The following is a 19,576-nucleotide window of genomic DNA, read 5'->3' as shown; positions in this document are numbered from 1 at the left end:
GCGGGTCAGGCACCGGGGTGCCGGTTTTTCAGGCCACTTCATGCCCCCGCGCCGCACGCAGGATCTCAAACCACTGCGGCCTGCTAAGAGAAAACTGCGTCGCTTCGACCGCCACCTGGACCGACTCAATGCGACCGGAGCCGGTCAAAGGCACCGGCCTGCAAGGCAACTGCATAATCCACGCAAACACCACGCTCGCAAACGGACGATTCAATTCATCCGCCACTTCCTTGATCTTCAAGCGCAGCCGCTCACCCTGCTCGTCGCCGGCGGTGAACAAGCGCCCGCCGCCCAAAGGCGACCAGATCATCGGCTGCACGCCCAGGTCCTGCAGCCCATCGAAAGTCTCATCAAACATCGGCTCCAGGTGCAGCGGAGAAAACTCCACCTGGTTTGTCGCCAGCGGCACCCGCTTGTTCAGCGTCTCGAACTGATGCCGCGAAAAGTTCGACACCCCGAACTCCCGCACCTTCCCCTCAGACCGCAAGCGCTGGAACGTATTTGCCACCTCATCGAAGTCCATCAAAGGGTCCGGACGATGAATCAGCAGCAAATCCAGGTAATCCGTGCGCAGCTCCTTCAGCGAATTCTCCACCGACGCCACGATATGCGCGGAGCTGGTGTCGTAATGCTGGATGGTATGCGTCGGCCGGCGGCCGGAAACCAGCTTGATGCCGCACTTGCTCACGATCTGTATCTGCTCGCGCAGCGCAGGCTTCAACGCCAGCGCCTCGCCGAACAAGCCTTCCACGCCATAGCCGCCGTAAATGTCGGCATGGTCGAAGGAAGTCACGCCCAGCGCGATGCACTGCTCGATGAAGGCCAGCCGCTGCTGCGGCGTCATGTCCCATTCGGTCATGCGCCACATGCCCGCGACGACGCGGGAAAGGCCCAGTTTCGCCATTACTTCATCCACAGGCGCACGGAATCCCATGCGCGGCCGAAGATCGAAGCCTGGTCAACCGTTTCGAGCGCCACAACCGGCAGTTCCAGCAGCGGTTTGCCATCCACCATCATCTTCAGCGTGCCGACGCGGGTATTGGCCGCGATAGGCGCCACCAGCGGGTCCTTGCGCTCCAGCAGGGGCTTCATCTTGGCTGCTACGCCCTTTGGCACGGTCACCAGCACGTCGTTGGTAAAGCCGATCTTCACGGTCGCCTGCGAACCTTTCCAGATCTCCGGGGTATAGACGGCCTGGCCCTTGGAATACAGCTTCACGGTGTCGAAGTTCTGGAAGCCCCAGTTCAGCAGCTTCTGGCTTTCCGCAGTGCGGGTGCCGTCGGAATTGGTGCCCATCACCACCGAGATCAGGCGGCGCTCCAGGTTGCCGGCCGGGCGCTTGGCCGAAGCCACCATGCAGTAGCCGGCCGATTCGGTATGGCCGGTCTTCATGCCGTCGACGGTCGGGTCGAGCCACAGCAGGCGGTTGCGGTTCTGCTGGGTGATCTTGTTGTAGGTGAAGCTCTTCACCGAATCGATCTTGTAGAACTCAGGGTAATCCTGGATCACGTGGCGCGCCAATACGGACAGGTCGCGCGCGGTGGTGTAGTTCTCCGGCGACGGCAGGCCGTGCGCGTTGGCGAAGTGGGAATTGGTCATGCCCATGCGCTGCGCTTCACGGTTCATCAGGGTGACGAAGGTCGATTCGTCGCCGGCTACGGCTTCCGCCAGTGCCACGGCGGCGTCATTGCCGGATTGGACCATCAGGCCGTACAGCAGGTCGTTGATCGAGACCGGGGTGGCCGGATCGATGAACATCTTCGACGAGCTGGAGTCCACTTTCCAAGCCTTGACCGACACGTTCACCTTCTGGTCCAGGGTCAGCTTCTTGTCCTTGATGGCCTGGAAGGTCAGGTAGGCGGTCATGATCTTGGTCAGGGAAGCCGGTTCCACGCGCGAATCCGGGTCCTGGGCGGCGATCACCTGGCCGCTGGAGGAATCCAGCAGCAGCCAGGATTTGGCGGCGATGGTCGGCGGCGGCAGCGTCTGCGCCACCGCGGAAGTCATGAGCAGCACACTGGTTGCCAGTGCAGCGATGATCTTTTTCATTGGTGCTTGTTCTTACTGATAGGGGTTGCGGGGGAAATCATTGTGCTTTCGATCCCCACAAGGCGATCACCCAATTCTTGATGTGGCCGAGCTTGCGGTGGAAGAAATGGTCGGCGCCGGGAATCACGATCACAGGAATGTCCTGCGGGCGTGCGTAATCCAGCACGTCGATCAACGGGATCGTTTCATCGTTTTCGCCGTGGATCAGGATGGTGTCTGCCGGTACGTCGGCGATCTGCCATTTGGCAGCGGCGGTACCGACCAGCACCAGGCGTTCCGCCGGGGTGCCGGCAGCGGCCAGGCGCTGCGCCAGGTGCGATTGCACGAAGGTGCCGAACGAGAATCCCGATAGCGACACCGGCAGGCCGGGGAAGCGCTGAACCATGTGCTGGTACAGGATCATCATGTCGTCGGTTTCGCCGTGTCCGTGGTCATGTACACCCTCGGATGCGCCCACGCCGCGGAAGTTGATGCGTGCGGCCACATAGCCCAGCGCCACGAAGGTGCGCGCCAGGGTCTGTGCCACCTTGTTTTCCATGGTGCCGCCGTACAGCGGGTGCGGGTGGGCCACCAGGGCGATGCCTTTCGGCGTGCCGGCCGGCATGTCGATCAGGCCTTCCATCAGGCCGGCGCCGCCCTGCAGCGAAAACTTCTCGGAATTCTTGTTCATCATTTGATTTTCAGGCGCTCTACTTCTTTGCCGTTGACCAGGTGGCTGTCGACGATTTCGTCGATGTCGGCAGTGTCAACGTAGGTGTACCAGGTGCCTTCGGGGTAGACCACGGCGACCGGGCCGTGTTCGCAGCGGTCCAGGCAGCCGGCGGAATTGATGCGCACCTTGCCTTCGCCGTTCAGGTTAAGTTCCTTGCAGCGTTTCTTGGCGTGCTTTTGTGCGGCTTCGGCGCCGCGCGGGCCGCAGCTTTCGCGGCCGTCATCACGGTGGTTCGTACAGAAGAACACGTGATGCTTGTAGTATTGGTTGTCGCTCATCTGAAGCCTTTCTTAATGCAGGCGCTTATTTTACCGGGGTTTCCCGGGTTTCCTTGTTCAGCTTGTGCGATGGGAGGCAAAGGTACCAGAGGGCTGCCAATGGCCACGCCAGCGACAGGAACTGGGCCGCGCCGTAGAAGTTGAGGAATTTCGCCCGCACCCAGGTCTGCAGCGTTTCGCTGAAGTATGGATTGGTCGGGGTCGTATTGACGATCAGGAGGCTGAGCAGCAGCGTCGCCACCGCCAGCCGGCGCTGCGCCACGTGGGGCGCGAAAATCAGGCCGCCCAGCATGATCACGCCGATCAGGAAGCCACCCTGGGCTCCCGGCGTGACCCACACGAAGGCTGAGTCGGGGCCGAGCTGCAGCGCGGTCGAGAGTGATTTCACCAGCACGGCGGCGACCACCAGCAGGGCCACCAGCGGCGCGCGCGGGGCCGGCTTGCGCAGGATGCACAGCAGGGTCAGGGCGGCGCCCACCATGCCGCAGGCGGTAACGATGGTCTCGGACAGCCAGTACTGCTCCACCGTCAACGTCACGTCCGGCCGCACCATGGCAGCCAGGTCGATCTCCATGTCCAGCAATTCGCTAAGCCACTCGGACAGGATCGGCAGCAACTGGCCCAGGCCGAACAGGAAGCCCTGCGGGTAGATCTGGGTCAGCGGCCATAGCGCTACCAGCACCAGGCCCTGGCTGGCGTGCTGGGCGAACCAGCGCTGGCGCAGCTTGTAGGCATTGCTGGTGTCCATCAGCTTGTGCGCGGTCAGCGCGCCGATGAAGGCGCCGATGATCGAACCCGCGCTGTTGGTGTAGAAGTCCAGGTTGGAGGAAACGCGGGTCGGCAGGTAGGTCTGCACCGCTTCCATCGTGCCGGAGACCAGCATGCCGGCAATGCTGGCCAGCAGGAAGGCCCAGAAGCCGGTGATCCTGGGCCGCATCGCATAGACGAGCAGCATGCCGAAAGGGACGTAGCCGATCACGTTGATGCCGGCATCAAAGCCCGTCCAGTAGCGCGGCAGCGAAGTCCACTCAAGGAAGATCAGCGGCGACAGCCCCTGGTTCTGCCAGCCGGAGAAGGGGAACCAGCTCGCATACACGATCAGCACCGTATAGGCGAGCAGGGTGGCGCGTGCCACCGGTGAGCCGGTACGCAGCGGCGGCTTGGGGGCCGGGGCAGGCGTCGGCGCGGGGGCTGGGGCGGGCGCTTCTTCGCTCATGGTTTACTTGGGCATGCTTGCCAGCCAGGCCAGGATGTCGGCGGCGATGCCGTCGGTGCTTTCGGCCAGTGCGCTGGCGCCGCCTGCCGCGTCGGCGCTCGGGGCCTGCGCAGTGCGGCTGAAGGTGCGCTGGTCGACCAGCTTGTGGTTGCGGAATACCGAGGCGCGCAGGGTGATGCTGGCGCTGCTCCGGGTGGCGCTGTCGAAGTTCTGCGAGAACTCGTCTGCCTCGAGGCGCAGCAGGGGCAGGCCGCCGGCCGCGTCGGTGGTCGACACGACCTTGACGCCGGCTTGCGCGATGCGCGCTTTCAGGCGCTGCGACAGCAGCTGCAGCGGCGTTACCGACCAGTTGTTGTAGGCATAAGGGCGCGACTGGCGGGCGTCGGCATACATCAGGCGGTAGAACATGCGCTGCGTGTCGAGCGAAGCCGGCCCGCTCACGTCCGATACGACCAGGGCCGGAATTCCAGCTGCCGGGCCGGCGGCGCCATTGCTGCCATTGCTGCCATTGGTGCCGCTGCTGCCTGCGGTGGCGGACGCCAGGCTGGCTGCCGGCAACGGTGCGCCCATCGGCCCGAAGTCGTAGGAGGTCGGCTGCGGGCCCTTGCTGGCGCAGCCAGCCAGCGCGGCGGCAGCTGCAACGGCGATCAGGAGTTTGTTTTTCTTCATTGCTGGTCCTTGTTTGCCTTTATTTTCCCGTCGGGTCAAAGCCAGGTTCGCCCGGTCCCGGCGGCGTGCCGGGCGCGCCGAACAGGATACTCGATGGGCGATCGCTAATATTATTCATGGTGCGGCGAATGGCGCGCATGGAAGACTTGGTCTCGTCGGCCAGCCCGGTCACGCCCGGCAGGGTTTCCAGTTCAACCCCGCTGGCCACCGCCTCGACGGAAGTCGTCGCGCGATCGACGGAGGCGGTAATGCGCTGCACGGCGCCGTCCGGCCCCTGCAGCGTGCGCGCCACCTTGCTCGCCTCATTGGCCAGCGTATCCACCGACTGCAAGGCGCGGTCGCCGTGCTCCACCAGCGCAGGGATCTTCTGCACGGCCGGATCCAGCTTCGCTGCCAGGTCCTTGTAAGAGTTGGCTGCCTCGCTCACGTCGCTGAAGGCGGCCAGCATCGTCTTCTGGTTATCTGGGCTGAGCAGGGTATCCAGTTTTTTGCCTACTTCTTCCGCCTTTTCCAGGATTGCCGTGCCGCGCTTTTCAAGCTGGTCGAACAGGCCCGGTTGCAGCGGGATGCGGCTCGGGTTCTGCTTGCTGGTCGCCAGCGCCGGAGAGCCGACAGATTCGTCGTCCAGCTGGATATAGGCAATGCCGGTCACCCCCTGGTAGCCCAGCGTCGCATACGTGGTCTTGGTAATCGGCGTCGCCGGGTCGATGCTCAGGTGGATCAGGATCTGGCCGGCCAGCTTGGGGTCGAAATCGATGTCGTCCACCTTGCCGATTTCGAGCCCGCGATAGCGCACCGCCGCCTGCGGATTCAGGCCGGGCACCGACTGCGTGGTCGCAATCAGGTAGGGGTCATACTTTACCCGGTCGCGATTGAACCAGATACCGAACAGGATCGCAGCAATCAGCAGCGAGATCGTGAAGATACCTGTCATCAAAGCGTGTGATCTGTTTTCCATGCCTTGCTCCTTATTCCAGGGCCTCCAGCGCGCGCTTGCCGCGGTCGCCCAGGAAGAATTCCTTGATAAACGGGTGATCGGTCTTGATCACCTCGCGGGTCGGCCCGATCGCCAACACATGTTTTTCCGCCAGCACCGCAATGCGCGTGGACAGCGCGAACAGCGTATCCAGGTCGTGCGTCACCATTACCACGGTCAGGCGCAGCTCGCGGTGCAGGGACTTGATCAGCGACACGAAGCTCTCCGACAGGTCCGGGTCCAGGCCGGCGGTAGGCTCGTCCAGGAACAGCAGCTTCGGCTCCAGCGCCAGGGCGCGTGCCAGCGCCACGCGCTTGATCATGCCGCCCGACAGGTCGCTCGGCATCTTGTTCGCATGTTCCGGCCCCAGGCCCACCATATTCATTTTCAGCAGCACCGCATCGCGGATCAGGTGCGGGGGCAGGGTGCCGAGTTCCATCATCGGCTGCGCTACGTTCTCGAACACCGTCAAGGCGGAGTACAGCGCGCCCTGCTGGAACAGCATGCCCCAGTGGTTGCGCAGTTCCTGCAGGTGGCCCTGGGACGCGACCGTGATGTCCTCGCCGAAGACGCGCACGCAACCCCTGGTTGGGCGTTCCAGTCCCAGCATCTGCCGCAGCAGCACGGTCTTGCCGGTGCCTGATCCGCCCACGATCGACAGGATTTCGCCATTCTCGATGGTCAGGTTCAGGTCATTGTGGATGACCGTGCGGCCGAATTTGGTCTGCAGGTTGGTGATCTCCACCGCAGGCACGCTGCCATCGAGCGTCAGCTTGCTCTCGCTCTCGGGGCAGCCGCAGTTTTCCTCTTCTTGTTGTGGCAGGTCGTTCATCAGTAACCCACTCCATTGAAGACGATCGCAAATACCGCGTTCGCCAGGATGACCACCGTAATCGCCGTGACCACCGAAGTGGTGGTGCCGCGGCCAAGGCTTTCCGTATTCGGTTCGATGCGCAGGCCAAAGTGGCAGGACACCATCGCAATCAGCATGCCGAACACCGCGCCCTTGAACAGGCCGATGTAGTAGTTCGCCAGCGGCACGACCTGCGGCAGCTTCATGATGAAGTAGCGGATCGACAGGTTCAGCTCCACTTTCGCGGCAATCATGCCGCCGATGAGCGCCGCCGCGTCGGTCCAGATCACCAGCAGGGGCATGGAGATCGCCAGCGCAAGCACTTTGGGCATGATCAGGCGGTAGCCGTGCGAAATGCCCATGACGAGCATCGCATCCAGTTCTTCCGTCACGCGCATCACGCCCAGTTGCGCAGTGATGGCCGATCCGGAGCGGCCCGCCACCAGGATCGCCGCCATCAATGGGCCCAGCTCGCGCACGATCGACATGCCGAGCAGGTTGACCAGGTAAATGTCGCCGCCAAAATTACGAAGCTGCTGCGCCGACAGGTAAGACAGCACCACGCCGATCAGGAAGCCGACCAGCGCGGTAATGCCCAGCGCCTGGAAACCGGCGTGGAAAATATTGGCTGAGATTTCGCGCCACGGCCCGCGCATCGGTTGCGTGGCAAAACGCCCCACGTCCTGCACCACCGAGCCAATCAACTGCACGAAGCCCCGCATATGTTCGAGGAAGTGCAGGACGCCAAAGCCCAGCGTGGTCACCCAGCCGAAGCGCTCCTTGCGCGGGCGCGGCATTTCCAGCTTGCCGGCAGTCTCGATGCGCTTGAAGATTTCTTCCTGCCCGTTGACCAGCTTCAGCTTGGCCGGGCGTTTGTAGTCCCAGGCGCTCCACAGCAGTTGCGCGCCGACGTGGTCCAGCATTTCAACACCGCTCAAGTCCCACTCGACGGCGTGGATGTCTTTCACATGATCCAGGCAGCCGGATATCGCCTTCATTACCCGCTTGCTGGCGAGTGCACTGACTTGCCAGGTTCCCCCGGCTGAAACCGTGCGCCCGTCTGGGCTGATAGATAACGTTGGCTCTTGAGCAATAGGCATGCCACCAGTGTAAAAGAGTTTCGCCTGTCGCGCCACTCAGCGCGGGTCACGCTGCCAGGTGCCGCACCTGCCGTGCCGGCGCAGCGCTTGCAGGCGCCGTCGACTTCTGTTTCACCCCGTGTCCATCGCGTGCCAGCAGTTCAGCTACCGCTGCGGCGTCCATGCCGGCAACCCCAAGCCAGCGCCCGACCATCACTGCCAGCCGGTCCAGCGCAATCCTGTGCGTCGCGTCCGTGTTGGCATAAAGCCAATCAGAAAACGCCATAAACGATTTAAACGGAGTGTCACCCAGCAGCACAGGCACGGCATGCGTGAAGCGTCCCGAATTCGCTACAAGATCCCAGTAGCGCGCGAACCGCACCAGGCGCTGCATGGTTGAAAAATCAATATCGCGGTTGGCCAGGATCGTATAGGGCGGGTAGGGGTCGTACACCATCCCGAATTCCTGGGTATGGCGGATGATCGGCGTGCCGCGCAGCCGCTTCAGGATGCCGAACTGGATTTCATGCGGGCCCAAGGCCCACAGCTTGTCGAAGCCTTCCGCGAAGCTCTCGACGGTTTCGCCGGGCAGGCCGGCAATCAGGTCGACGTGCATGTGCACGTCCGAATGCTCGCAAAGCCAGCGGATATTGTCGGCGGCCTTGGCGTTGTCCTGCTTGCGTGAGATGTTGGCCTGTACCACAGGGTTGAAACTCTGGATGCCGATTTCGAATTGCAGCGTCCCGGGTGGGAACTTCGCGATGCCTTCCTTCAGTGCATCCGGCAAATGATCCGGCACCAGCTCGAAGTGGGCATATACCGGATCGTCTGGCGCGGCGGCCAGCTTATCCAGGAAGAACTGCATGATCTTCAGGCTGGTCTTGATATTCAGGTTGAAGGTGCGGTCCACGAACTTGAAGGTGCGGGCGCCGCGGGCGTGCAGCGCTTCCATCTCCGCTAGGAAGGCATCGATATTGAACGGCCACGCAGTCTTGTCCAGCGACGACAGGCAGAACTCGCACTTGAACGGACAGCCGCGCGAGGCTTCTACATATAAGGTGCGGTGCGCGATGTCTTCATCCGAGTAGATCGAATATGGCAGCTTGATCTCCGCCATGGGCGGCTGCACGCCTGCGTGCACCTTCATCAAGGGCTTCGGGCCGTTCAGGATTTCGCCGCACAATTTAGGGAAGGTCACGTCTCCCCATCCGGTCACGATGTAGTCGGCCAGGCGTGCAATCTCCTGCTCGCCCGTTTCGTACGATACTTCCGGTCCACCAAGAACAATGACCAGGTGTGGCGCCACGCGCTTCAGCGTCGCCACCAGGCGGCAGGTTTCCTCGACGTTCCATATATAGACGCCGAACCCGACGATCTTGGGCTGTGCTGCCAGGATGCGCTCCACCATCTCGGTCGTCTTCGCGCCGATCACGAATTCCTGGATGCGCGTCTGCGCCTGCAGCTCCCCCATATTGGCGAGCAGGTAGCGCAGCCCGAGCGAGGCATGGGTGTAGCGCGCATTGAGGGTGGAAAGCAGGATAGTCATGACAGCAGCGAAACCGATTTGCGAAACCTGACATTTTACTCTTGCGCGCAGGCCCCGGGTCCGCTATAGTTCTGTCCCTCGCGACGCAGCGCAGTCAAACGACAACGCAGCGAAGCGAAAAAGATGGGGTTGACGAGTTATACGAAACACTGCATAATCTCGCTTCTCTGCTGCTGACGAACACAACGCTTCGTCGAACAAACAAGGCAGCGATCTTTAAAAATCAACAGTCGATAAGTGTGGGCGTTTGACGATATGCCCGGACCTTCGGGTCCGATGCTCAAAATATACGTTATAACGCTCGCACAAAATAAACGTAAATCTCGAAAGAGGTTTCGTCAGTATTTTGAGTGAGTGACCTCGGTAGCAATACCGAAAAACAGAGATTGAACTGAAGAGTTTGATCCTGGCTCAGATTGAACGCTGGCGGCATGCTTTACACATGCAAGTCGAACGGCAGCGCGGGCTTCGGCCTGGCGGCGAGTGGCGAACGGGTGAGTAATATATCGGAACGTACCCAAGAGTGGGGGATAACGTAGCGAAAGTTACGCTAATACCGCATACGATCTAAGGATGAAAGCAGGGGATCTTCGGACCTTGTGCTCCTGGAGCGGCCGATATCTGATTAGCTAGTTGGTGAGGTAAAGGCTCACCAAGGCAACGATCAGTAGCTGGTCTGAGAGGACGACCAGCCACACTGGAACTGAGACACGGTCCAGACTCCTACGGGAGGCAGCAGTGGGGAATTTTGGACAATGGGGGCAACCCTGATCCAGCAATGCCGCGTGAGTGAAGAAGGCCTTCGGGTTGTAAAGCTCTTTTGTCAGGGAAGAAAAGGTCGTGGCTAATATCCACGACTGCTGACGGTACCTGAAGAATAAGCACCGGCTAACTACGTGCCAGCAGCCGCGGTAATACGTAGGGTGCAAGCGTTAATCGGAATTACTGGGCGTAAAGCGTGCGCAGGCGGTTTCGTAAGTCTGTCGTGAAATCCCCGGGCTTAACCTGGGAATGGCGATGGAGACTGCGAGGCTAGAGTTTGGCAGAGGGGGGTAGAATTCCACGTGTAGCAGTGAAATGCGTAGAGATGTGGAGGAACACCGATGGCGAAGGCAGCCCCCTGGGTCAAAACTGACGCTCATGCACGAAAGCGTGGGGAGCAAACAGGATTAGATACCCTGGTAGTCCACGCCCTAAACGATGTCTACTAGTTGTTGGGTCTTAATTGACTTAGTAACGCAGCTAACGCGTGAAGTAGACCGCCTGGGGAGTACGGTCGCAAGATTAAAACTCAAAGGAATTGACGGGGACCCGCACAAGCGGTGGATGATGTGGATTAATTCGATGCAACGCGAAAAACCTTACCTACCCTTGACATGGCAGGAATCCTGGAGAGATCCGGGAGTGCTCGAAAGAGAACCTGCACACAGGTGCTGCATGGCTGTCGTCAGCTCGTGTCGTGAGATGTTGGGTTAAGTCCCGCAACGAGCGCAACCCTTGTCATTAGTTGCTACGCAAGAGCACTCTAATGAGACTGCCGGTGACAAACCGGAGGAAGGTGGGGATGACGTCAAGTCCTCATGGCCCTTATGGGTAGGGCTTCACACGTCATACAATGGTACATACAGAGGGCCGCCAACCCGCGAGGGGGAGCTAATCCCAGAAAGTGTATCGTAGTCCGGATTGTAGTCTGCAACTCGACTACATGAAGTTGGAATCGCTAGTAATCGCGGATCAGCATGTCGCGGTGAATACGTTCCCGGGTCTTGTACACACCGCCCGTCACACCATGGGAGCGGGTTTTACCAGAAGTAGGTAGCTTAACCGTAAGGAGGGCGCTTACCACGGTAGGATTCGTGACTGGGGTGAAGTCGTAACAAGGTAGCCGTATCGGAAGGTGCGGCTGGATCACCTCCTTTCTAGAGTCGGCATCAGACTCAAACGTTCACACTTATCGGCTGTTGTTAGGTACTGGTCAAACGTAAGCCTTCGGGTTTAGGTTTGAGTAGTAACGTTCTTTAACAATCTGGAAGAAGTAAAAGTTTTATTAAGCGATATCGAAAGATATTACTTAGGGTAGTAGTAAAACTCATCAAACACAGTAGTAAGTGCTTGAACCTGTAGCCGTCAAGGTTATAGGGACAAGTGACTAAGTGCACATGGCGGATGCCTTGGCGATTACAGGCGATGAAGGACGTAGAAGTCTGCGATAAGCTTCGGGGAGCTGACAAACAAGCTTTGATCCGAAGATTTCCGAATGGGGAAACCCGGCCTTATAGGTCATCACTCACTGAATACATAGGTGTGTGAAGCGAACGCGGCGAACTGAAACATCTAAGTAGCTGCAGGAAAAGAAATCAACCGAGATTCCCAAAGTAGTGGCGAGCGAAATGGGAAGAGCCTGTACGTGATAGTCGTTCTGATAGTGGAATCCTCTGGAAATAGGAGCCATAGCGGGTGATAGCCCCGTACACGAAATCAGAGCGGTGGTACTAAGCGTACGACAAGTAGGGCGGGACACGAGAAATCCTGTCTGAACATGGGGGGACCATCCTCCAAGGCTAAATACTCGTAATCGACCGATAGTGAACCAGTACCGTGAGGGAAAGGCGAAAAGAACCCCGGGAGGGGAGTGAAATAGATCCTGAAACCGTGTGCATACAAACAGTCGGAGCCTCGTAAGGGGTGACGGCGTACCTTTTGTATAATGGGTCAGCGACTTACATTCAGTGGCGAGGTTAACCAGATAGGGGAGCCGTAGAGAAATCGAGTCCGAACAGGGCGCCAGTCGCTGGGTGTAGACCCGAAACCAAGTGATCTATCCATGGCCAGGTTGAAGGTGCGGTAACACGCACTGGAGGACCGAACCCACTAATGTTGAAAAATTAGGGGATGAGCTGTGGATAGGGGTGAAAGGCTAAACAAACTTGGAAATAGCTGGTTCTCTCCGAAAACTATTTAGGTAGTGCCTCAAGTATCACCGACGGGGGTAGAGCACTGTTATGGCTAGGGGGTCATCGCGACTTACCAAACCATTGCAAACTCCGAATACCGTTGAGTGCGAGCTTGGGAGACAGACATCGGGTGCTAACGTCCGGTGTCAAGAGGGAAACAACCCAGACCGCCAGCTAAGGTCCCAAAGATTGGCTAAGTGGAAAACGAAGTGGGAAGGCTAAAACAGTCAGGATGTTGGCTTAGAAGCAGCCATCATTTAAAGAAAGCGTAATAGCTCACTGATCGAGTCGTCCTGCGCGGAAGATGTAACGGGGCTAAGCCAGTCACCGAAGCTGCGGATATCCGCAAGGATATGGTAGGAGAGCGTTCTGTAAGCCTGCGAAGGTGTCTTGTAAGGGATGCTGGAGGTATCAGAAGTGCGAATGCTGACATGAGTAGCGATAATGCGGGTGAAAAGCCCGCACGCCGTAAGCCCAAGGTTTCCTGTTCAACGTTCATCGGAGCAGGGTGAGTCGGCCCCTAAGGCGAGGCAGAGATGCGTAGCTGATGGGAAGCAGGTTAATATTCCTGCACCGTCGTATGATGCGATGGGGGGACGGATCGCGGAAGGTTGTCTGCCTGTTGGAATAGGCAGTTCCTGGTTCATAGAAGGCGCTTAGGCAAATCCGGGCGCGTAATTCAAGGGACTGGGACGAGTGAGCTTGCTCACGAAGCAATCGGAAGTGGTTCCAAGAAAAGCCTCTAAGCTTCAGTCATACGAGACCGTACCGCAAACCGACACAGGTGGGCGAGATGAGTATTCTAAGGCGCTTGAGAGAACTCGGGAGAAGGAACTCGGCAAATTGGTACCGTAACTTCGGGATAAGGTACGCCTCGGTAGCTTGACCACTTTACTGTGGAAGGGCGAAAAGGTTGCAATAAACTGGTGGCTGCGACTGTTTAATAAAAACACAGCACTCTGCAAACACGAAAGTGGACGTATAGGGTGTGACGCCTGCCCGGTGCTGGAAGATTAAATGATGGGGTGCAAGCTCTTGATTGAAGTCCCAGTAAACGGCGGCCGTAACTATAACGGTCCTAAGGTAGCGAAATTCCTTGTCGGGTAAGTTCCGACCTGCACGAATGGCGTAACGATGGCCACACTGTCTCCTCCCGAGACTCAGCGAAGTTGAAGTGTTTGTGATGATGCAATCTACCCGCGGCTAGACGGAAAGACCCCATGAACCTTTACTGTAGCTTTGCATTGGACTTTGAACCAATCTGTGTAGGATAGGTGGGAGGCTTTGAAGTAGGGACGCCAGTTCCTATGGAGCCATCCTTGAAATACCACCCTGGTTTGTTTGAGGTTCTAACCTTGGTCCGTGATCCGGATCGGGGACAGTGCATGGTAGGCAGTTTGACTGGGGCGGTCTCCTCCCAAACGGTAACGGAGGAGTTCGAAGGTACGCTAGGTACGGTCGGACATCGTGCTAATAGTGCAATGGCATAAGCGTGCTTAACTGCGAGACCGACAAGTCGAGCAGGTACGAAAGTAGGACATAGTGATCCGGTGGTTCTGTATGGAAGGGCCATCGCTCAACGGATAAAAGGTACTCTGGGGATAACAGGCTGATTCCTCCCAAGAGTTCATATCGACGGGGGAGTTTGGCACCTCGATGTCGGCTCATCACATCCTGGGGCTGTAGCCGGTCCCAAGGGTATGGCTGTTCGCCATTTAAAGTGGTACGTGAGCTGGGTTTAAAACGTCGTGAGACAGTTTGGTCCCTATCTGCCGTGGGCGTTGGAAATTTGAAGGGGGCTGCTCCTAGTACGAGAGGACCGGAGTGGACGAACCTCTGGTGTACCGGTTGTCACGCCAGTGGCATTGCCGGGTAGCTAAGTTCGGAAGAGATAACCGCTGAAAGCATCTAAGCGGGAAACTTGCCTTAAGATGAGATTTCCCGGAGCCTTGAGCTCCTTGAAGGGTCGTTCGAGACCAGGACGTTGATAGGTCAGGTGTGGAAGTGCAGTAATGCATTAAGCTAACTGATACTAATTGCCCGTACGGCTTGTCCCTATAACCTTGACGGTTATGTAGCACTTACCGTGTTTGAGAACACTACCCCACTTTACTTCTTCCCAGATTGCGCAGCGCGCCAGGCGCGCTGCACACAAGTCATGCTTGATGACCATAGCCAGTCGGTCCCACCCCTTCCCATCCCGAACAGGACCGTGAAACGACTTGGCGCCGATGATAGTGCTGCAACCAGTGTGAAAGTAGGTTATCGTCAAGCTAATAATTCCTGGTGACGCGCCAAGCGCGAACCAAGTACCGGTCAGTCTGATGACCATAGCAAGTCAGTCCCACCCCTTCCCATCCCGAACAGGACCGTGAAATGACTCTGCGCCGATGATAGTGCTGCAACCAGTGTGAAAGTAGGTTATCGTCAGACTAAGTAACAAGCCAAAAAGGCCCGCTGAATAGCGGGCCTTTTTGCTTTTGTGTCATCGGCAGGTCACTTCCTCTCGTTAAGCTGCGCCTTTTAAACTCCAGAGGCCAGCATGAAATCCCTGTCGCTCCTTCCCCTTGCTATCGCACTTGCCGCCTGCGGCGGCGGCGGCAGCAATGAACCCGTCAAACTCTCGGTCAACGGTGCCTTCGTCGACGGCGCCGTGGAAGGCGCGGATTACGTGGCCGGCACGGCTGCCAAGGCTGCAACCGGCGCCAAAGGCGAGTTCACCTGCAAGGAAGGCGACACCGTCAGCTTCAGCGTAGGCGGCCTTGCCTTGGGCAGCGCTGCATGCGCGCCCATCATCACCCCGCTGCAACTGGCCGGCGCGTCCGACGTCAAGGATGCGAAGGTCGTGAACCGCCTGCTGGCACTGCAGCTGCTGGATGAAGACAATGATCCCTCGAATGGCATCAAGATCACGGCCGAAGTGAAGGCTGCGCTGGCCGGCAAGTCGGCCGATTTCGGCGCCGCGGCAGCAGACTTCAACAAGACCATGGCTGCCAACCTGGTTGCCGCCGGCACTGCGTATGCTGCGCGCGGCGTCGATGACGAGCGTCGCCAACTGGTGCGCGAACACTTCGAAGACACGCTGGCATCCAAGGTCGGCACGCCGGTGCAGGAAACCTTTACCCAGGCGGGTGCCACGGTCACCGTAACGCGCTACCAGGTCCAGGCTGCGAACAGCTTCTACATTCCATACGAAGGCAGCAATGCCAAGGTGAAGGCCGATTTCCCATTGGGCTTCCTGCCGTCCTACGGTTCTGCACTGGCCTTCAAAGGCACGACCGCCAGCGGTGACCTGGAATTCTATGGCCTGACCGACCGCGGTCCGAATGGCGATGGTCCGAACGTCCCTAATCCAGGCGGCAGCGGCACCATGGGCGCCAAGATCTTCCCTTCGCCAAGCTTCACGCCATCGATCGGCGTCATCACGGTCGGCAAGGGCGGCGCGGTGCTGAACTCCACGCTGCCGATCAAGGTCTCCGCAAATACCAACAGCTCCGGCCTGGCCATCCCGGCCGGCACGCTGGGCAACTCCGCTGAAGTGCCGGTCTTCGATGCGATGAAATACGATGCCACGACCAAGGCGGTGTACAACGTGAATGGTCTCGATACCGAAGCCATCGCCTTCGACAAGAAGCGCAATGCGTTGTGGGTGTCCGATGAATACGGTCCCTTCATCTTGAAGATCGATGCCGCGAGCGGCGTGATCCAGTCGCGCTATGCTCCAGGCAGCGGCCTGCCTGCGATCCTTGCCAAGCGCCGCGCCAACCGCGGCATGGAGGGCATGGCGCTCGACACTGCGACCGACAAGCTGCACGGCTTCCTGCAAAGTCCCCTGGCCGACGGCAGCGCGTTGTACTCGGCGACCGGCAAGAACGAACAGGTGGAACGCTTTGCACGCTTCACCCGTTGGATCGAATTTGATCCAGTTACCGGCACCACGGGCCGCATGTTTGCCTATCCATTGAACGGCGCCGATTACGCGGATGGCCGCACAGGCAACGCGAAGCTGGGCGATATGGTCGCACTGGGCAACGGCAAGTTCATCGTGATCGAGCAAGGCGCCGCACCGGGCGCCAAGGTGTTCAACAAACTGATGCTGGTGGAAATCGGCAGCGCGACCGACATCAACGCCGCGGCGTTCAACCCGGCCACATCCGACCTGGAAAAGAGCTCGATGGGTGCCGTGGCGGTCAACGGAGCCGACTGGTCCAAGGTGGTCACGCTGAAGAAGACTTTGCTGCTGGACCTGAATGCCATCGGCTGGCTGGCGGAAAAGGCGGAAGGCCTGACCATCGTTGACGGCAACACGTTGGCACTGGCAAACGATAATGACTTCGGCCTCAAGACCAAGATCTTCACGCCATCCGGCGACGCTGTTGCGGATGCCGACGTCACCAAGTGCAATGTCGATGCGAACGGCACCATCATCACGAGCAATGCAGCCGGCTGCAACGCGGCCAATACGATCCGTGTTGCGCGCGGCGATGACCGCGAGCGTCCAAGCCGCTTGTGGTTGATTAAGTTCTCGAAGGCACTTAACACTTACTGATGTTCGTGCGCCGCCTCCCTTCCGGCAGCAGCATAATGCCGGCAGGGAGGTGCGCGATGATTGAACTGGACGGTTCGACGGGCGAAGGTGGTGGGCAGATCCTGCGCACGTCGCTGACTCTGTCGATGATCACCGGCCAGGCTTTCCGCATCCGGAATATCCGCGCCAATCGCCAGCCACCCGGCTTGCGGCGCCAGCACCTGTCGGCGGTACGCGCAGCAGCTATCGCCTGCGCAGCGACTGTCACCCACGCCGAAGTCGGCTCCACGTCATTGGAATTCTCACCCGGCCGTGTGACCGGGGGCGTATACGACTTCGATATCGGCACTGCCGGCAGCACAACGCTGGTGCTGCAAACCCTGGTTCCCGCCTTGCTGTTCGCTGAACAGCCGACCGTCGTGACAGTCACCGGAGGCACGCATAATCCCAAGGCGCCGCCAGCCGAATTCCTGCAACGAGCCTACTGCCGCGTGCTCGCGGCCATGGGGGCGGACGTCGAGATTGATATTGAACGTTATGGCTTCTATCCGGCTGGCGGAGGCGGTATCTCGGCCAATGTCTGGCCCTGCAAGCAGTTGCGTCGGCTCGACCTCCTCGACCGGGGCGGCTTGCTGCAAGCCTACGCGCAGGCGATTGCGGCGCGCCTGCCGGCTCAGGTGGCGCAACGCCAATACGCGACCGTGCGTAACCTGCTGGGGTGGGAAGGCGAACAACTGCGCGAAGTGCTGTCGCCGTCGTCGGCTAGCCCAGGCAACGCAATCATGCTGACGATTGAGAGCGAGACCGTGACGGAAGTGTTCTCAGCGATCGGGGATCGCGGTGTCCGCGCCGAGGCAGTCGCACGCGAGGCGGCGCTGGAGGCTCGGCGTTACCTGGCCTCGGGAGCCGCTGTGGGGGAGCATCTGGGCGACCAGGTAATGCTGCCGATGGCGTTGGCAGGCGGAGGCGCCTACACGCTGGACCACGTGTCTCAGCACGCCATCACCAATGCGGAAGTCATTACGCATTTCCTGCCGGTGACGATAGGTTTCGAGCAGGGCGAACGCTTCAACACCTGCCACGTGCGCGCGAAGGTCTAGCTGACCTGTTCCCACGCAAGGCCAAAGCGGGCCAGGTATTTTTTCAGGCGGTCCGCGTCGTTCGGTTTTGCCTTGCCGAGGCGCGAGGCCGCGAACAGCTTGCGGCCGGCGTCGGACATGGTCTTTGACTGGCGGCAAATGGCGATCACGGATTCAAGCTGCATGCGGTCGAACAGGTCGATCTGCTCGAGCGCCTCTTGGTCGAACAATCCGTCGAGCGTGACAACGGCCTTCACGCCTTCTGCCAGCGGCTGCCATTGGCGCTGCAGGCGCGAGACTTCCGCTGTGACGATCGGCGCCGTGATGCGTCCTGCATCGGCCAGCGTTGCCATGCGGGTGACGCTGGCCGACAGGTCGCGGAAGTTGCCGTTCCATAGCGCTTCCGGCGATGCCGCAAAGCGCATGTACTGCTGGCGCGCCTCCGTATTGAAGCGCACCATCGAACCGTTCTCTGCGCCGAACTGCGCCAGCAGGTAGTCCAGATTGGGCTCGATGTCTTCCGGCCGGTCGCCCAGGCCGGGCAGGGAGTAGGTCCACAGGTTGATTCGGGCGAACAGGTCTTCGCGGAAGCGGCCAGCTGCCACTTCGCGCGCCAGGTCGCGGTTGGTGCCGGCGATGAGCTGGAAATCGCTTCGCACTTCATGGTCGCCGCCCATTGGCAGGAAGCGCTTCTCCTCGACTGCCTTCAGCAGCATGGCCTGTTCGTCCAGTCCCAACTCGCCGATCTCGTCGAGGAACAGCAAGCCTTTGTGTGCAGTGCGCAGCAAGCCTGGGCGGTCCGATGCAGCGCCGGTGAAGGCGCCCTTCACGTGGCCGAAAAGGGTTGAGCCGGCGCCGTCCCCGTGCAGGGTGGCGCAGTTGATCTCGACGAAGGCGCCATCGACCTGGTGGCGTGCCTTCTTCAACTCATACACGCGCCGCGCCAGGAAAGACTTGCCGGCGCCGGTTGGCCCCATCAGCAGCATTGGCGCGCGCGAACGTGCCGCCACATGTTCGATCTCATCGATCAGGAGGTTGAAATGGGGGTTGCGGGTGGCGATGCCGGATTTCAGGAATTCCACGCCTTCGCGCTGCGCGTTGGAGAAGCGCTGCGCGATCTGGTCGTAGCGCGACAGGTCCAGGTCGATCAGGACGTAGTCGCCGGTTTTGCCGGGAACTGCACGTCGTGGCGGCGAAGTTTGCAGCAGGCGGCCGGGGAAATAGCGCGCTTCCGTCATCAGGAACAGGCAGATCTGCGCGACGTGGGTGCCGGTCGTGATGTGTACCCAGTATTCCTCGTTCTCGGTATCGAAGCGGTAATTGCGGGCGAAGTCGAAGAGCTGGCTGTAGACGTCCTCGAAATCCCACCAGTCGCTGATCGGCAGCGTGTGGCGCTGCACGACAGTCTCGGGCGAAATGGCGTGCATGTCTTCCTCGATCTGCCGCGCCAGGCTGTCGTGGTGGGCGCTGGCCAGCAGCTCGAAGCGGTCGACCACCAGGTCTTCGTGCTGCAGGAGGGAGATGCTCGGACGCCATTTCTCCCAGCGCGCCGGCGTGCGCGGGCCGCCGTCCAGTTGCGAACCGAGGAAACCCAGGATGACGATCTTCTTTTTCATTGCGTATAAATATTTATCTTT

At 59.7% G+C, this 19,576-nt stretch carries 13 protein-coding genes and 4 rRNA genes; 6 read left to right on the top strand and 11 right to left on the bottom strand.

The annotated features are described in order from the left end of the window. Nucleotides 1–28: 28 nt before the first annotated feature. The 10 genes from ACN9MY_RS30915 to ACN9MY_RS30870 are packed head-to-tail and all read right to left on the bottom strand — an operon-like array spanning nt 29 to nt 9,378. Nucleotides 29–904, bottom strand: a complete 876-nt coding sequence (locus tag ACN9MY_RS30915; protein ID WP_426336637.1) for an aldo/keto reductase — start codon at nt 902–904, stop codon at nt 29–31. Continuing rightward, on the bottom strand, nt 904–2,049 hold the full coding sequence (locus tag ACN9MY_RS30910; RefSeq protein WP_426336636.1) for a D-alanyl-D-alanine carboxypeptidase family protein: 1,146 nt from the start codon (nt 2,047–2,049) through the stop codon (nt 904–906). The genes ACN9MY_RS30915 and ACN9MY_RS30910 overlap by 1 nt, the downstream gene beginning before the upstream one ends. A gap of 37 nt (nt 2,050–2,086) precedes the next feature. Then, entirely contained in the window at nt 2,087–2,719 is a 633-nt protein-coding gene (locus ACN9MY_RS30905; protein ID WP_426172349.1) for an alpha/beta hydrolase, read from the bottom strand. Further along, a complete protein-coding gene (locus ACN9MY_RS30900) occupies nt 2,719–3,039 on the bottom strand; it encodes a (2Fe-2S) ferredoxin domain-containing protein (protein ID WP_055932001.1) in 321 nt (106 codons plus the stop codon). The genes ACN9MY_RS30905 and ACN9MY_RS30900 overlap by 1 nt, the downstream gene beginning before the upstream one ends. Nucleotides 3,040–3,064: 25 nt before the next feature. After that, nucleotides 3,065–4,255, bottom strand: a complete 1,191-nt coding sequence (locus ACN9MY_RS30895) for a VanZ family protein (protein ID WP_426336635.1) — start codon at nt 4,253–4,255, stop codon at nt 3,065–3,067. 3 nt (nt 4,256–4,258) lie between these two features. Continuing rightward, a complete protein-coding gene (locus ACN9MY_RS30890) occupies nt 4,259–4,924 on the bottom strand; it encodes an ABC-type transport auxiliary lipoprotein family protein (protein WP_426336634.1) in 666 nt (221 codons plus the stop codon). Between the two features lie 19 nt (nt 4,925–4,943). Continuing rightward, nucleotides 4,944–5,882 (bottom strand): MlaD family protein, encoded by a 939-nt coding sequence (locus ACN9MY_RS30885; RefSeq protein WP_426166263.1) that lies wholly within the window; start codon nt 5,880–5,882, stop codon nt 4,944–4,946. Between the two features lie 10 nt (nt 5,883–5,892). Next, nucleotides 5,893–6,732 carry an ABC transporter ATP-binding protein gene (locus ACN9MY_RS30880; RefSeq protein WP_426166260.1) on the bottom strand — a complete coding sequence of 280 codons (840 nt, stop codon included), beginning with the start codon at nt 6,730–6,732 and terminating at the stop codon, nt 5,893–5,895. Next, nucleotides 6,732–7,853, bottom strand: a complete 1,122-nt coding sequence (locus tag ACN9MY_RS30875) for an MlaE family ABC transporter permease (protein ID WP_426166257.1) — start codon at nt 7,851–7,853, stop codon at nt 6,732–6,734. Before ACN9MY_RS30875 ends, ACN9MY_RS30880 begins: the two co-directional genes overlap by 1 nt. Before the next feature lie 46 nt (nt 7,854–7,899). Beyond that, nucleotides 7,900–9,378 (bottom strand): DUF4080 domain-containing protein, encoded by a 1,479-nt coding sequence (locus ACN9MY_RS30870; protein ID WP_426336633.1) that lies wholly within the window; start codon nt 9,376–9,378, stop codon nt 7,900–7,902. Nucleotides 9,379–9,766: 388 nt separating this feature from the next. Here ACN9MY_RS30870 and ACN9MY_RS30865 point away from each other — a divergent pair. The 6 genes from ACN9MY_RS30865 (at nt 9,767) to rtcA (ending at nt 17,960) form a co-directional block, all read left to right on the top strand. Then, nucleotides 9,767–11,297 (top strand): 16S ribosomal RNA (locus ACN9MY_RS30865). A gap of 220 nt (nt 11,298–11,517) precedes the next feature. Further along, a 23S ribosomal RNA gene (locus tag ACN9MY_RS30860) occupies nt 11,518–14,389 on the top strand. A gap of 104 nt (nt 14,390–14,493) precedes the next feature. Next, a 5S ribosomal RNA gene (gene rrf / locus ACN9MY_RS30855) occupies nt 14,494–14,606 on the top strand. A 46-nt stretch (nt 14,607–14,652) separates the two neighbouring features. Next, nucleotides 14,653–14,765, top strand: a 5S ribosomal RNA gene (gene rrf / locus ACN9MY_RS30850). The 16S, 23S and 5S rRNA genes sit together here, the layout of an rRNA operon. Nucleotides 14,766–14,874: 109 nt before the next feature. Then, on the top strand, nt 14,875–16,881 hold the full coding sequence (locus tag ACN9MY_RS30845; protein WP_426336632.1) for an esterase-like activity of phytase family protein: 2,007 nt from the start codon (nt 14,875–14,877) through the stop codon (nt 16,879–16,881). A 56-nt stretch (nt 16,882–16,937) separates the two neighbouring features. After that, the gene (gene rtcA / locus ACN9MY_RS30840; RefSeq protein WP_426319705.1) at nt 16,938–17,960 is read left to right on the top strand and encodes an RNA 3'-terminal phosphate cyclase; all 1,023 of its coding nucleotides are present in this window, start codon (nt 16,938–16,940) and stop codon (nt 17,958–17,960) included. Here the strand turns inward: rtcA and rtcR are convergent. Further along, nucleotides 17,957–19,555 (bottom strand): RNA repair transcriptional activator RtcR, encoded by a 1,599-nt coding sequence (gene rtcR, locus ACN9MY_RS30835; RefSeq protein WP_426336631.1) that lies wholly within the window; start codon nt 19,553–19,555, stop codon nt 17,957–17,959. The two genes, rtcA and rtcR, sit on opposite strands and share 4 nt — an antisense overlap. Nucleotides 19,556–19,576: the final 21 nt, after the last annotated feature.

Source organism: Pseudoduganella sp. R-31 (assembly GCF_049913235.1).
Classification (GTDB): domain Bacteria; phylum Pseudomonadota; class Gammaproteobacteria; order Burkholderiales; family Burkholderiaceae_D; genus Rugamonas.
Note: the sequence above shows the minus strand (reverse complement) of the source record. Positions and strands in the feature narration are given on the sequence as shown.

Coding starts and splice junctions, on each gene's coding strand:
- ACN9MY_RS30910 (WP_426336636.1), bottom strand. CDS start 2,049: ATGAAAAAGATCATCGCTGCACTGGCAACCAGTGTGCTGCTCATGACT.
- rtcR (WP_426336631.1), bottom strand. CDS start 19,555: ATGAAAAAGAAGATCGTCATCCTGGGTTTCCTCGGTTCGCAACTGGAC.
- ACN9MY_RS30915 (WP_426336637.1), bottom strand. CDS start 904: ATGGCGAAACTGGGCCTTTCCCGCGTCGTCGCGGGCATGTGGCGCATG.
- ACN9MY_RS30875 (WP_426166257.1), bottom strand. CDS start 7,853: ATGCCTATTGCTCAAGAGCCAACGTTATCTATCAGCCCAGACGGGCGC.
- ACN9MY_RS30880 (WP_426166260.1), bottom strand. CDS start 6,732: ATGAACGACCTGCCACAACAAGAAGAGGAAAACTGCGGCTGCCCCGAG.
- ACN9MY_RS30890 (WP_426336634.1), bottom strand. CDS start 4,924: ATGAAGAAAAACAAACTCCTGATCGCCGTTGCAGCTGCCGCCGCGCTG.
- ACN9MY_RS30895 (WP_426336635.1), bottom strand. CDS start 4,255: ATGAGCGAAGAAGCGCCCGCCCCAGCCCCCGCGCCGACGCCTGCCCCG.
- ACN9MY_RS30900 (WP_055932001.1), bottom strand. CDS start 3,039: ATGAGCGACAACCAATACTACAAGCATCACGTGTTCTTCTGTACGAAC.
- rtcA (WP_426319705.1), top strand. CDS start 16,938: ATGATTGAACTGGACGGTTCGACGGGCGAAGGTGGTGGGCAGATCCTG.
- ACN9MY_RS30845 (WP_426336632.1), top strand. CDS start 14,875: ATGAAATCCCTGTCGCTCCTTCCCCTTGCTATCGCACTTGCCGCCTGC.
- ACN9MY_RS30870 (WP_426336633.1), bottom strand. CDS start 9,378: ATGACTATCCTGCTTTCCACCCTCAATGCGCGCTACACCCATGCCTCG.
- ACN9MY_RS30905 (WP_426172349.1), bottom strand. CDS start 2,719: ATGAACAAGAATTCCGAGAAGTTTTCGCTGCAGGGCGGCGCCGGCCTG.
- ACN9MY_RS30885 (WP_426166263.1), bottom strand. CDS start 5,882: ATGGAAAACAGATCACACGCTTTGATGACAGGTATCTTCACGATCTCG.